Raw genomic sequence first — 14,064 nt, forward strand, 5'->3', positions numbered from 1 at the left:
TGAGACTGATAGAAAGAAAAACATAATCTCCCTATTTACAAGAACAAGCGGAAACCAACTTCAATACTGTACTCATATGAAAATGCTGAGTTATCTCCCCAAAGGGTAGTTCCTGGTCGAAAATAAAGCATTGTTGAGGAGTTAACAAATCGTCCATACTCTAATACGAGCGTCCCAGTCGACCGTTCAGCGCTTGTATGATCCCAAGCGACAAATGGCTCCACGGAGACGTAATAACGATCAGGAAGCTTTTTTAAGATTGGCAATTTTAACGAAGTGAACTTTACATCCGTTCGACTATCGTCACCGCCTATTGTAAAAAATGTTTGAAACTGAGGAAATGCAAGTAACCCTAGGCTCGGTACTTTTACAAATCCAAAAATCGTTGGCGCCACTCGATTTTTGCCGTTACCCAGGGTGGCATCTGATGCCGTATCCCACTTAGTATCTAACGCCAAAAACCAAGGTGTACCACCATCAGTCGTAAACGTGTTATTGGCAATGCGCACTGTCATATCACCCATGCCTGTTTCTGACTCTTCAGTGGAAACCGGGTTACGGTACAAGACGGGAGCCTGTATGCGAACTGACCAATCGTTATTTATTGGAAAATCATATAAAATCTCTATGAGAGACACCTCATTACCGTCCTCATCCTCCTTGAATTCATATCTACTAAAAAATTTTGTCTTAGGGCGACTTGGATCTAAGGTCTTAGTCGTATCGGCTGCAATTGTTTTTGTTTCCTCTGCGATTGTTTTTGTTTCCTCTGCAATTGAAATCTCTACTGAGGCAAAAAACGCAAACAATATCAAGAAAGGTGCTATATATTTTTTTAAGGTCATCCTATTAATCCAAACATATATTTTTTGCTGCAATTCTCATCGGTACACGACTGAAATTACAGTTTTTATCAATTTACTTCGAATAAAGTGCGGTGAATTATACTCACTTTAAGACTTTAATTCTTTACCCACGGCCCACAGGGTACTGAACTCGAATGCGGTGTTTTGACAGTGTAGACCGAAGATTGGCTGCGATACTCAAGGCATTAACCCCATCACCATGAATACAAATCGTATCGGGAGAAACCCGATAGTCAATGCCTTCTAAGCTAGTAACTAAATTTTGTTCAACGAGTTTGATTACTTGTTGCTCAGCCTCCTCCACGTCCGTAATTAAGGCGTGTTGACTGGCTCTGGGCACAAGTTCACGATCTGAGAGGTAGCGCCTATCTGCAAACGCCTCCTCTACAAGAGTAGCTCCCGAAGCCTTGGCGGCCTGCACCCAACATGAGTTTGCCAAACCAAAAATAAATAAGTCAGAATTAAAATCGGCGATGGTCTCGCAAATAGCCATGGCCATATTTATATCGATTGCAGCCATGTTGTAAAGTGCTCCATGCGCTTTAACGTGCGTCATCACAGCGCCGACAGCTAAAGCGTGGCCTGCGAACTCCTCGACCTGACGACGCACTACCGCTCGCAGCTCATTATCAGGCAGAGCCATAGCCTTACGACCAAAATTATCTCTATCAGGAAACGACGGATGGGCCCCAACCCCCACGTCATGTTCCATAGCTCTTCGGGCCGTAGCTCTAATCGAGCGACAATCTCCCGCGTGCATTCCACAAGCAATATTCGCCGAGCTGAGGTAGGGCATTATCGCTATCTCTTTAAGCTCCTCTTCACGAGACCTATATTCTCCAAGATCGCAATTAAGATCAATATACCGTTCCATTAATTCAACTCCTGAATCCGCTGCCCAATTGAGCCAATAAGCTCTGCCATCGCATTCTGCTCTTTGATTAATGCACTTTGTGCGTCCTTCACTGAAATCTCGGTGAACCGTATACCATCACCGGGTTGACTTTGAACCACAGTCGCACGATCCACAGATGCCACAACGCCAATCGATGGATACCCACCAATCGTCTGTCGGTCGACTGACAGGATAATGGGCTGACCACTAGGTGGCACTTGTATCACTCCAAAAACGACGGGCACGGAAGGTTCGTATTCAGATTTTCGCATGTCAATACTCTTCCCAGATAGCCGAACTCCCATACGATTCGATTGAGGAGTAACTCGATATGTACTCGAAAAAGTGGTTTGTCTCACTTCTTCTGATAAACTCATCCATCTTTCAGATGGCAGAAACCTAAGCCCCCTTTCTTCAGACCCTCTGGGGCTAAATAATGCCTGCACACTCCAAGTCGGAGTAATAAAAGGTTGCCCTCCTTTAGCTCTCATCCGCTTTAATTGAGAAAAGTTATCAGGCCTATCCTTAATAGCTAAAACATCCCCTTTTTTTAAAGGCCGTCCCTCGACCCCTCCGAATTTGCTACCCGTATCCGTCGCCACACTACCCATAACCGCATGAATGTCCAATATGCCAGAAATGGCCAGATACCCAACCGCGCCATTCGACGATCGACCACCTGTTACCCTGGCTCCTGCATATATCCATATTGGACGCCCAAGGGGTATCACATTTCCATCAATGTTAAACGCGAAATCTGCTCCAGCGAATGCGATAACACAGTCACACGAAAACGCCAAAGTAGGGCCCACCATAACAAACTCTATGATTGGAGCATCTAGCTTATTCCCCACTAACGCGTTTGCAACAACCATAGAATTTAAGTCTGCTGCCCCAGAAACAGAAACACCATGATCCTGCCAACCTGTTCGACCTCTATCCTGAATAGTCGTCATCACTCCTGGGCTCAACACATGAATAAAGGTTGCATGTTTGGCACTCATAAATCACTTTCTATAGCCTGATTTACGTCGTATTCTTCAATGGAAATTGCCTCGAACTGAACTTTATCCCCAACGCCCAACAAGGCGCCGCAAGCACCTTGCTTTCGAAAAAAACTCATACGTGTTCTACCCAAAACATGCCATCCACCTGGCATGGCTGATGGGTAAATACCGCTATAACCGCCGGCAATGGCAACGCTTCCCGATGGAACTCGCGTGCGCGGCATCTCTCGACGCGGAATTTTCAGCGCAGAATCTAAACCTTCAAGATAAGCAAATCCTGGAGCAAACCCAATTGCTCCCACAGTATAGACAACAGACTGATGCAGACTAATTACATCACCTATGGAAACGCCTAAAGTCAAAGATATACTCGCCAAATCCAAACCAATTTTTAGATCGTAGCAAACAGGAATACGTATTAATTGTGGTTTCTTCGCACTCGAGATGAGTTCTGCCCCATCTAACTTTTGCACTAGATACTGGACGATACTTTCAAATGGAGAAAGAGCAGAAGATGTGATCCAATCATTTGGATCATAATGGACCGCAAGCTTTGAAAAAGCCGGAACAATATCGGTAACACCCCTAAGATTAAACGTTTTGATCTTATCAGCTAGCGTACCAGTGAGCACTGAATCACCCTCTGCTGAATCCCCAGATTTCACATCAATTAGTACAGTCCGATCTCCTAGAGGAGTATATGTACAACGAGGGATCACAACGAATAACTCCAGAGGCTAGATACTAACGAATCAAACAGCGCGGTTGTCCCGCTATAATCTCCAAACAAGTCAACTTAATTTTTCTGCATTGGTGGAATACCAAAATTTAGCACACCAAACGGTTTATGCACATTATCTTATCAGCAATAAGCTTTTAAAGAGATTTTTAAAATGAGCTGGTAACGATTTTTTTTTCGTGATAGATTGAGAATATGGAAAACAATAGAACAAGTATATTTTTATTACTTATTTTAATGATGGGTTTCTCCTCCGCTTTCTCCGCTGAGGTAGTACTCGTATTGTCGTCAGAAGCCATAGTATCCAGTAACTTAGGTGGGGAACAGAATGCCCGAGCGGATTTTGATTTTGGGGCAATCAAAGCTTGGCTAAGAGAAGACGGGCACTGGCAAATTGAAGGAGATGTGATGCATCGCTCTGGATTCTGTGGGACATATCAACTGGGCATTCAATTTGGCACTGGAAACCCGGGCTGTGCCAATGTCAAATGGCTTACTGGTCCTATTTATGTAACTAAGCGGTTGCAATGTAATGGCGCTGGGGCTTTCCACTCTGGAGGTAATTTTAGCTTTCCAGCAAAAGAGAGCTTCAATGATATTAACTGCGCACAAAGCGCCATCAAATGCAACGGGAAATGCAATTAACCGATTCCTCACTTAGAAAAAATGGATCCCTACTCAATCATTTCGAGACGGTAATAATTATCCCGCCCTCTTTGAATGCTGATTTTTACAGCGCGCATATCTCTAGCCCCGGGAACAACCAAACGAGACACATTGCTCCTGATAGCGCCGTTGACGTAAAAAGGCTGATCCCACCGATACTTATGCGTATCGCCATTGATAACCATAACATTCTTATCAGTTTGATTCATCATCCCAAATAGTACTGTCCCTATAGTCTGAGAAAATCCGGAATACATTAACGACGGCTTGGGCACTATCCAGTCAACAAATGGATCTCCATGAAACAGTACCACAAGGTCACGTATTTCATCACTTCTAAGAAGCTCAAATGCTTGCCTGATCCAACGTGTATTGGCTCTCTCCCTATGTAAAAATTCGTACTCACCCGCTGGAGTTCCAGAATCCATATTGTTATTACTCCCTACAACATGTATTGACAAGAATAACGTTTTAGAGAAGACCCATATTTGATTTTCAACAAAGTCAGAAAACTCTGCATCTACCCTTCCCTGACTTTGTAATTCTAGGAGTGCATTCCGGTCAAAGTAAGTCGAATCAAAGAAAATCTGCCTGAGCTTTTTAAGTCGTTCCAACGGATCATATCCACCATTATTCTTACGGTGACAATCGGTCCATTCGTTGTCTCCAGGCGTATAGATCAACGGTGCCACAAACCATGAAAAAAAAGCCTTCTGGCGCGCGTATGCTTCATCAGAGCAAAGCGTAGAGCCGTTCTTGATATCTCCGATATGCACGACAAAATCGGCGCCCTCCTTATTAATTTTCGTTATCAAATTGCGATAAGTATTGTCAATTTCTTCCCCAGAACCGTAGGGCATATCACCAAGAACGACAAACTCAACTGCGTATGCTGGCACTCCAAAAAAAATTAAACTACAAGCAAACCCGTGTACTAGAATTTTTAGCATTTTATGTTTCATCATTTTGTAATCACACAATACGTAATATATTTATACACTCATCTGCACTCAAGTCTAAACGAGCGACTCAACAATAGACCTCTCGATTCGCTTAAAGGACACCGGATACAGCGTTTTCAGTTGTTGCGCCCATAAAGATACCCGTAATTCTTCTAGCGACCATCTGATCTCGATAAGTTTTTGCCGCTGCCGAGAACTCACACTAAGCTCTATTGACCTCGCTATTTGCTCTTCAAATATTGATATCTGACTTTGCCAGGACGCATCTCGACTTGGATCTGACCGTATCTTCTCGATACGACTACAGATGGCCTCTAAATACCGTGGAAAATGTTTTAAATAAATATATGGGGTATTAGCAATAAAATCGGGAGGCATCAGAGAATCAAGGTGATTTTTGATATTTTGTACGAAGTCTTTCGAAGCCAAAAATTTCTCCGAACTAAGGCTTACGCGAACCTTAGCATATAACTGAAATATAGCGACTACAATCTGATTAATTTCGTTCGCAATGACGAAAATACGGGACTTTGCTTTTTGAGCCGCCTCCGAGAATGCCCTTTCAGTACGAATCATCTCGCCATCAAAAAAAATTGCGCGTGCGCTGGTCGCCGACATTAATTCGTCAATTAACCTACGCTGAACTAGAGCGCCACCTGAGCTGACCCCTGTCTCATTGAGAAGCATCGAATACTGAAGCGACATTTGGGGAAGTTCATTCCAACGATTAGAAATAAATTTAAATTGCTCTTTCATCGTTAATTGAAATAGGCGCTGAACACCCCTCTTTGAAACAAAGTCTGCTTCTATCTCTGTATCCGTAAGGATTATTGATACCGAATCCTTCTCGTCTTTAAGGCATGGAAATCCCACCACGGTTTTATCTTGAATGGACATCTCAATGACCTCTGGAAGATTCCCAAAATTCCAGGTTTTCAATCCTACTTTGTTAAACTCTTTAGTTGTCTGAGTTGTAAAGGTCTCGGTTGCCTTTAATCCGAATTGCTTCCTTAGCTCGGCCAAATCTCGACCAGAATCAAGATCTACACCGACTTCATCTACAACTGAAAAATTCATCCGTAGATAATCAGGTAACTCGTTCTCATTAACAACTTCACGAGTAATTAATTCTCCACACGATGCATTAATGACCTTAATAATCAAATCGAATAAAGAGATAGATTTTGGGTTCAAATCTCCAACAATTTCATCAACAAACTGTTTAATTGGAAAAATTTTTTTCCTTATAGATTTTGGCAAGCCTTTAATAACTGCAGTAACTTTTTCTCTAATTAATCCAGGCACAAGCCACTCAATTCGAACCTGATCTATTTTATTAAGCATTTCAATCGGGACCTTGACGGTCACCCCATCGAAAATATGACCTGGCTCAAAACGATACTCGAGTCGGAACGCATACCCATTCATAGTAACCACGTCAGGATAAAGCTCGAATGTCTCAGACTCGATGTCTTTTCTTACTAAAAGTGCTTTAGTCAGATGTAAACACCTTGGTTCTTTCGCCTCTACTGGCTTACGCCATTTTTCAAAATCTACCCAACTACATATATTTTCAGGAATCTTCTTCTCAAAAAAAGAGTACACCACAGAATCATCTACAAGCAGATCATAACGCCGCGATCTTGCCTCAACACTCTGTAACGATTCAATTAAATCTAGATTATGTTTCAAAAAACTTGGTGGACTTTTGACCTCACCCTTAACTAAGGCACCGCGGATAAATATTTCCCGAGCCTCCCTAATGTTAATGGGACCATAACTACTCTGCCGCTGCGGAACAATAACTAAACCATACAAAGTCACCCGCTCTGTTGCTATTACGTTTCCTATATTTTTTGACCACCGTGGTTCATGGTAAGTCGAGTGCGTAAGATGTTTGGCCACAGGCTCAACCCATTCAACGTCTATTTCAGCAACGCAGCGCGCATACAACCGTGATGTCTCTACCAACTCTGAAGCGATAATCCATTTAGGTTTAGCGCTCCTCAAATCAGAACTGGGATGTATATGGAATTTAATACCTCTGGCTCCGTAATAGACTCCTTTCTCATCACCTCGAAAGCCGAGATTCCCCAAAAGTCCCGTCAATAAAGCCCGGTGAATTTCGGATCTCTTACTTGGCTGATCATTAATTTTAAATCCCATTTCTATAGACATCGATTTCAGCTGATGATAAAGCTCACGCCACTCGAACATTCGTACTAATGAGAGATGTCGGCACCGACACAATTCTTTCAACTGCTTCTTGCCTAGTTTTTTTTCAAATATATCTCGAAACCAATTCCAAACTTCTAACAATGATGAGAAATCTGATTTATTTTCTTTACTGCCATGAAGCGTAGGCGCTTCACTTGAGTTAAAATCTCGCTCTCTAGGATCCTGGACTGACAAACCTGCAGCTAACTTCAATACCTCATCAAGACATCCAAGTTCATTGCTCGCTAGAATCATTCGTGCAACTCTTGGGTCGACGGGTATATGTGCAATTTTTTTACCAATGGCTGTCAATTGACGTTTCTGATCAATCGCTCCTAATTCCTCAAGTAACTGATATCCATCTGCCAGAGCTTTTGGCGTTGGCGGATCAATGAAAGGAAATTTATCTGGGGATTCGAGACCAAAAACCGACATACGTAAGATCACCGAAGCTAATGATGACCTTAAAATTTCCGGCTCAGCGTGAACGAGACGTTGATCAAAATCACTCTCAGAATATAATCTCACGCAGACACCGTTCATCACTCTGCCACTTCGGCCAGCACGCTGATTGGCAGATGCCTGAGACACTTTCTCCACCTGCAACATCTCTACTTTATTCCGATAGCTGTATCGCTTAACTCGGGCCAACCCAGAATCAATAACATACTGTATTTTAGGTATTGTGAGAGACGTTTCAGCAATATTGGTTGCAAGTATTACTCGCCTGCTATACGAGGGCGTGAAAATTCTATTTTGATCTTGAATGGAGAGTCTCGAATATAGCGGCAAGGCTTCCCATTTAGAGCGCCTAAGTTTGGATAAAAAATGCTTACTGATCCACTCAAGAGATTGTCTAATTTCGCGCTCGCCCGGTAAAAATACCAGAACGTCTCCGCCGCCTTGCGCAACATCTATCTCCTCCATTACTTGACACAAGGCATCGTATAGATTTTCTGCGTCTTCCAGCACACCCTCATCACCTGGAGGCTGATACCGTATCTCCACGGGATACAACCGGCCCGATACCTCAATAACTGGCGCCTGACCAAAATGAGACGAAAATTTATCTGCATCAATGGTCGCCGAAGTGATGATTAATTTTAAGTCAGGTCTGTTCTTTAATAATCGCTTTAAGTATCCGAATAAAAAATCGACGTTGAGATTTCTTTCGTGAGCCTCGTCAATAATAATCGTATCGTACTGAGACAAATACCGATCGGTTTGCGTCTCTGCGAGCAAAACCCCATCCGTCATGACCTTAATGAGGTTCTTTGGACTCGATCTATCGGAGAAACGAATCTGGTAGCCAACAAGGTCACCAATTTCAGATTGTAACTCCTTGGCGACTCGGCTTGCCACCAAGCGAGCTGCGATCCGCCTTGGTTGCGTATGGGCAATTTGCCCACATACCCCACGACCAATTTCGAGTAGCATTTTAGGTAACTGCGTGGTCTTTCCGGATCCTGTTTCACCACACAAAATAACCACCTGATGCTGACTAATCAGACGTTTTATTTCTTCTCGCCTCTCAACAACTGGAAGCTTATCTCCAAAATAGATGTTCGGAATTCGACCTTTTCTGATAGAGGCCTTACTGACTGACACATTTATTTTCGAGCGCAGTATCTCAAGATCGACCGACCAATCAACATTATCTTTTTTAGCAACTAGCTGATTAAATTGCTTCCTAAAGCCATGCTGATCCTGACTCAGACACAAGAGAATTTCTTCATGCAGTTCTTGATTGTGATTTTTTTGGTCGCCACTCATCGGGATAAATAAAAATCTTCTAAGCTCCACGTTGTAGAGGGAGTTCTCCGAAAAATTAGGTAAAACCTAAATCCAACCCTAAGAAATCAGACCTTTAAATGGAGAATATCTCTCGCACCACGCTGCGGTTGCCAAAAGGTAATTATCTTCATCAACCGCACTTATTATTTGTAGTCCTAAAGGCAAACCCCGAGGACCTAAACCGGTAGGTATGGTAATGGCCGGAGCACCAATTAGCGTCCAAATCGAGCAAAAGCTGGGGTCGCCGGTAACATGGAGTGAGTCTGGAGCCTCCCCGGTTGCTGGAGGAGTAATGACTGCCGAATAACCTCGGTCCATAAAAGAAGCAAAACTATTTTGTAAGGCATTTTTTTTCTTGACCGCATCCCTAAACTGGGTTTCAGTAACATGGTCTCCTTCTTCCAGAGCATGAATGAGAAAATCTGAGAAGTAGCCTCGAAATTCACCTCTTACTGCTCGCGAGACCCGTGCAGCCTGATAGAGCATGATCGTTCGATGTACCTTATGTGCACGGTCAAATTCACCAGGAATCTCAATGGCATCTATCGACGCACCAGCACTTCTGAGACGCGAAATATCAGATTCAAATTGAGTTCTGGCCTCAGGTGCAGCAAGATACCAGGAAGGCGATCGCACCGCAGCCAACCTAGGCGCATTCTTAAGGGGTGAAGCGTTCGGCGATATGCCAGCACGATGGCCAGCAAAACTGGATGCTAATAGCGCGGAGTCGGCAACACTTCTCGCAAAGACCCCTGGCTGATCAAACATAGGTGAAAAAGGCATAATACCTTCCAAACCAATCAGTCCTCTCGTCATCTTGTACCCAACGACACCGCAATAAGCAGCAGGTCGAATAATTGAGCCGTTTGTTTGAGTCCCAACGGCACCGGGGACAAATCCCGCCGCAACCGCAGCAGCGGACCCACTGGACGACCCGCCCGGAGTGTGTTGAATATTCCATGGATTACGAGTCTTAGAGGGCATCATAAACGCCGCCTCAGTCGTGACTGTTTTACCAAACACAAAAGCGCCAGATTTTTCAATTCGCTTCACGATATCTGCGGACCTTTCCGGTACATAATTTTGGTACAAACAGCAGCCCATTTCAGTGGGAATACCAGCGGTATAGATGTTATCTTTAACACCGATGGGAATGCCATAGAGAGGATGAGCTGCCCGAAGAGCTGCTGCAGACGTATCAGCTTTTTTTGCAATCCCTAAAGCTCTATCGCGGTCTAACCACTGCCAAGCTTGAACACTACCCTCTAAGTCATTAATCCGTTCGAGCAAGTTACTGATATAGACTGACGGCTTGAGTTTGCCTTCACGTAATCTTTGCACCACTTCATGCAGCCCAAGTCTAAACAATTGATTCATAGGTAGTATCGATACAATTAAAAATACGGATGGATTTTAAATTTCTATACTGAACTCTAATTCTAAACTTTTATCTAGGATTAACCCAATTTAACGGGGCTTGTCCATTTGCTAAAACCGCTACTAAATTCTTCGCAGCAGTCATTGCCATCGCTCTTCGAGTAGGCTCGGACGCACTGCCGCTATGAGGAGACAGAACCACGTTCTCTAGTTCTAAAAATTTAGCATTTATCGCTGGCTCCCCCTCATAGACATCCAATCCTGCAGCAAATATAGATCTATCCCTCAACGCCGTAATTAACGCGTTGTCGTCCACAATACCACCTCTAGCGATGTTGACCAAAACCGATCGTCGCTTCATCTGACCCAATTCCCGTTCTCCGATGAAATGATGGGTTTCCTTCGAGTAAGGCAAAATGAGGAGCACCACATCTGACTCTCGGAGTAACTGAGACTTATCAACGTAAGTTGCATTGAGGTTTTGCTCAACGTCTTCGCTACCGCGTGATCGGGTGTGATAAATGACGCGCATACCAAATCCGTTGGCTCGTCTCGCGATCGCTTGGCCAATTCGCCCAAACCCCACCAAGCCAAGCGTTGCGCCATGTATGTCGACACCCAACATCTGCTTTAAGTAAGTCGCCTTCCATTGACCCGACCTCAGGAATCGTTCAGCTTCTCCCATCCGTCTACATGCGGCAATCATCAGCCCCATCGCATAGTCCGCCACACACTCATCCAAGACCCCGGGCGTGTTAGTGACGATAACCCCGCGCCGAGAGCAAGCCTCAACGTCTATATTGTTGTAGCCCACCGCTGTATTCGCAATAATCTTAACTTGGGGCGCAGCATCTAAGAATTCATCGTTAACCTCATCCCCAGAAGCTGTTTGGACCCCTTCCGCACCAGAGACCAAAGAAAGCAGCTCATCGCGGCGAAACAAACGATCCTCTTGGTTAGATACAACATCAAAATATGTTTTTAAACACTCAATGGTTTCACTAAAAACTTCACGAGTAACAACTATTTTCTTCATTAAATGATATCCAAAGTCAGTTTTTATAGATTTGTTTAAGACTCAGCATTAGAGGCATTGAACCAGGCTAATACTAACAATGAAAAAGGACTTTGGCATAATAATTAAGGATAGATTACAGCTAAAAGCATGCTAGAATCCCGACCAAATTTATGTAACGATTGGGCTTGTGCCGGATATGGCGGTGTAAACACGTCTACAAGGAGGCAGTACTGTGACATTATCGAACGCAAGTGGCGCAGCTTACCTGACCAACTTTCTTCAAGGAGCGCCAAATTGGTATAAAACAACGATCATTCTTTTTCTAATTGTTAACCCAATACTATTTCACACCGTCGGTCCATTCATTACTGGCTGGATCCTCGTCATTCAATTTATTTTTACTCTTGCAATGGCACTTAAGGCCTATCCTCTTGCGCCTGGGGGTTTGATAGCGATGGAGGCCGTTGCGATCGGAATGACCTCACCGGCAACCGTTTATCACGAGATCGTACTGAACTTTCCCGTGATTCTTCTACTGATGTTTATGGTCGCAGGAATCTACTTTATGAAGGGATTACTTTTATTTCTCTTCACCAAAGTAATCATTAATGTTCGATCTAAAATTATCTTATCGCTATTGTTCTCGTTAATGGCAGCGTTTCTCTCTGCCTTTCTCGACGCACTGACCGTTATAGCGGTCATTATAAGTGTCGCTGTAGGCTTTTACGGGATCTACCATAAGGTAGCGTCCGGGAAAGCTCATGATGATGATGATGGTGATTTATCTGATAATCAATATATTCAAAACATCCATCGCGACAATCTAGAGCAATTCAAAGCATTCTTACGAAGCTTAATGATGCATGGTGCCGTAGGAACAGCTCTGGGTGGCGTATGTACCCTTGTCGGGGAACCACAGAACCTTTTAATCGCTGGGCGTGCCAACTGGGATTTTTTTGAATTCTTCATCCGTATGACACCAGTCACCCTCCCTGTTCTCGCCGTAGGCCTGCTAACGTGTGTCGTATTAGAGAAATTTAAACTGTTTGGATATGGCACAAAAATACCTGTCGAAATTTTAGAGGTCCTAACAGACTTTGACCAGCGAGAGGAAGCGAAGAGGACAAAGGAAGATAAAGCCAAATTAGTCATCCAAGGCATTGCCGGGATATGGCTGATCATTGCCTTGGGACTGCATCTTGCGGAAGTTGGAGTTATCGGTCTATCTGTAATTATATTTATTACCGCATTTAATGGATTAATTAGGGAACATGATATTGGTCTTGCTTTCACCGAAGCACTGCCCTTCACTGCTTTGTTAGTGGTCTTCTTTGCGATTGTTGCCGTTATACAGGATCAAAATCTGTTTTCCAGCATCATCCAATACGGCCTCGCGCTGAATGGCGTTGAGCAAATTGGTTTATTTTACGTGGCAAACGGCTTGCTCTCCGCGATTAGCGATAACGTATTCGTCGCCACGGTGTATATCAACGAGCTAGGGAAAGCGTTAGGAGAGGGAATCATCTCTAGAGATCAATTCGATCTTCTAGCGGTTGCAGTAAATACTGGTACCAACATACCCAGCGTGGCAACACCCAATGGTCAAGCTGCCTTTCTATTCCTGCTTACCTCTGCATTGGCTCCTTTGATTCATTTGTCATATGGAAGAATGGTATTCATGGCATTACCTTACACTGTAACCATGGCCATCACGGGTCTAGTGACCGTCATGCTGTGGCTACCCCCTTTGACATCATCCATGTATGAAAGTGGCCTCATTAATCATCACGAGGCGTCTGAACTCAACAAACACGAAACACCCAATAAGGCTCAACACTAATTTTTTGGCGTAAGAGAGATCTATAAGTCCTTTAATACAGGCTTGTGGATCGACTTGGTAGGAATCAAATAAGAACTAAACGACATGACTGATCTAACGGGACGACCTATGTTTGCGCCTCTTATACCATTCAATGGTAATGACCATACGCCAGACGCCCAAGACCAACAGGTAGCCAGCCATGGCCCCGAAGATCGCGAGTACTAGTAATCCAACTATAATATTTTTCCCCACCAACATGAATGTATCGAACCATCCCAAAATCGCATCCCCAGCTTCGTAGGCACCACTCGATATGGCTTCTTGCATATCGGGCTTTATACTCTCCAAAATAAAACCACCAATTTCATTCGCGAGCAAATAAATGGGGCCAAATGTCAACGGATTGGTAACCAGTGTCGTAACAACTGCTGTGACTAGATGACCTTTAAACCAAACAGCAAAAATCGCAGCAAAAGGTATTTGCATCAAGGGAATCAGAAATGCAAAGAAAATACCTATTGCAGCGCCCATAGCCACGCCTTTTCGGTTGAAGTGCCACAACCTTGGATGATGCAGCGACGGTCCAATCCAAGCAACCCATTTATTTTTTTGAATATTCTGTCCTGACGGCAAGACAGCTTGAAGCCTTTTTTTCCAACCACGGATACCAGGTTTAGATTCCATATTCATAAATCATTTAC

The 14,064-nt window shown here is 43.8% G+C and carries 11 protein-coding genes; 2 read left to right on the top strand and 9 right to left on the bottom strand.

The annotated features are described in order from the left end of the window. Nucleotides 1-35: 35 nt before the first annotated feature. From O3A65_00745 to O3A65_00760, 4 genes are all read right to left on the bottom strand, one after another. Complete coding sequence (locus tag O3A65_00745; protein ID MDA1330990.1) at nt 36-845, bottom strand: hypothetical protein; 810 nt, start codon at nt 843-845, stop codon at nt 36-38. Between the two features lie 124 nt (nt 846-969). After that, nucleotides 970-1,740, bottom strand: a complete 771-nt coding sequence (gene pxpA / locus O3A65_00750; protein MDA1330991.1) for a 5-oxoprolinase subunit PxpA — start codon at nt 1,738-1,740, stop codon at nt 970-972. Continuing rightward, a complete protein-coding gene (locus O3A65_00755) occupies nt 1,740-2,765 on the bottom strand; it encodes a biotin-dependent carboxyltransferase family protein (GenBank protein MDA1330992.1) in 1,026 nt (341 codons plus the stop codon). Before O3A65_00755 ends, pxpA begins: the two co-directional genes overlap by 1 nt. Further along, entirely contained in the window at nt 2,762-3,487 is a 726-nt protein-coding gene (locus O3A65_00760) for an allophanate hydrolase subunit 1 (protein ID MDA1330993.1), read from the bottom strand. The genes O3A65_00755 and O3A65_00760 overlap by 4 nt, the downstream gene beginning before the upstream one ends. A 215-nt stretch (nt 3,488-3,702) precedes the next feature. Here O3A65_00760 and O3A65_00765 point away from each other — a divergent pair, with 215 nt between their 5' ends. Further along, on the top strand, nt 3,703-4,152 hold the full coding sequence (locus tag O3A65_00765; protein ID MDA1330994.1) for a hypothetical protein: 450 nt from the start codon (nt 3,703-3,705) through the stop codon (nt 4,150-4,152). Nucleotides 4,153-4,181: 29 nt separating this feature from the next. On the opposite strand, the gene O3A65_00770 is transcribed toward O3A65_00765, so the two are convergent. The 4 genes from O3A65_00770 to O3A65_00785 all read right to left on the bottom strand — a co-directional run bounded on the left by O3A65_00770 (nt 4,182) and on the right by O3A65_00785 (nt 11,559). Next, on the bottom strand, nt 4,182-5,123 hold the full coding sequence (locus O3A65_00770; protein MDA1330995.1) for a metallophosphoesterase: 942 nt from the start codon (nt 5,121-5,123) through the stop codon (nt 4,182-4,184). Between the two features lie 66 nt (nt 5,124-5,189). Beyond that, nucleotides 5,190-9,125, bottom strand: a complete 3,936-nt coding sequence (gene hrpA, locus O3A65_00775) for an ATP-dependent RNA helicase HrpA (protein MDA1330996.1) — start codon at nt 9,123-9,125, stop codon at nt 5,190-5,192. A gap of 78 nt (nt 9,126-9,203) precedes the next feature. Further along, a complete protein-coding gene (locus O3A65_00780; GenBank protein ID MDA1330997.1) occupies nt 9,204-10,523 on the bottom strand; it encodes an amidase in 1,320 nt (439 codons plus the stop codon). Between the two features lie 70 nt (nt 10,524-10,593). Then, nucleotides 10,594-11,559, bottom strand: coding sequence for a D-glycerate dehydrogenase (locus O3A65_00785; GenBank protein MDA1330998.1), 966 nt, complete (start codon nt 11,557-11,559; stop codon nt 10,594-10,596). A 214-nt stretch (nt 11,560-11,773) separates the two neighbouring features. On the opposite strand from O3A65_00785, the gene nhaB reads away from it, so the two are divergent. Beyond that, nucleotides 11,774-13,381 (top strand): sodium/proton antiporter NhaB, encoded by a 1,608-nt coding sequence (nhaB, locus tag O3A65_00790; GenBank protein MDA1330999.1) that lies wholly within the window; start codon nt 11,774-11,776, stop codon nt 13,379-13,381. Between the two features lie 93 nt (nt 13,382-13,474). Here the strand turns inward: nhaB and O3A65_00795 are convergent, their stop codons facing one another. Continuing rightward, a complete protein-coding gene (locus O3A65_00795) occupies nt 13,475-14,047 on the bottom strand; it encodes a DUF2062 domain-containing protein (protein MDA1331000.1) in 573 nt (190 codons plus the stop codon). Nucleotides 14,048-14,064: the final 17 nt, after the last annotated feature.

Source organism: Pseudomonadota bacterium, assembly GCA_027624715.1.
Classification (GTDB): domain Bacteria; phylum Pseudomonadota; class Gammaproteobacteria; order Burkholderiales; family Eutrophovitaceae; genus Eutrophovita.

Excerpts from the sequence above, each read along its gene's own strand:
- O3A65_00780 (MDA1330997.1), bottom strand. The coding sequence starts at position 10,523 with ATGAATCAATTGTTTAGACTTGGGCTGCATGAAGTGGTGCAAAGATTA.
- O3A65_00770 (MDA1330995.1), bottom strand. The coding sequence starts at position 5,123 with ATGCTAAAAATTCTAGTACACGGGTTTGCTTGTAGTTTAATTTTTTTT.
- O3A65_00765 (MDA1330994.1), top strand. The coding sequence starts at position 3,703 with ATGGAAAACAATAGAACAAGTATATTTTTATTACTTATTTTAATGATG.
- pxpA (MDA1330991.1), bottom strand. The coding sequence starts at position 1,740 with ATGGAACGGTATATTGATCTTAATTGCGATCTTGGAGAATATAGGTCT.
- O3A65_00755 (MDA1330992.1), bottom strand. The coding sequence starts at position 2,765 with ATGAGTGCCAAACATGCAACCTTTATTCATGTGTTGAGCCCAGGAGTG.
- O3A65_00745 (MDA1330990.1), bottom strand. The coding sequence starts at position 845 with ATGACCTTAAAAAAATATATAGCACCTTTCTTGATATTGTTTGCGTTT.
- O3A65_00795 (MDA1331000.1), bottom strand. The coding sequence starts at position 14,047 with ATGGAATCTAAACCTGGTATCCGTGGTTGGAAAAAAAGGCTTCAAGCT.
- O3A65_00785 (MDA1330998.1), bottom strand. The coding sequence starts at position 11,559 with ATGAAGAAAATAGTTGTTACTCGTGAAGTTTTTAGTGAAACCATTGAG.
- hrpA (MDA1330996.1), bottom strand. The coding sequence starts at position 9,125 with ATGAGTGGCGACCAAAAAAATCACAATCAAGAACTGCATGAAGAAATT.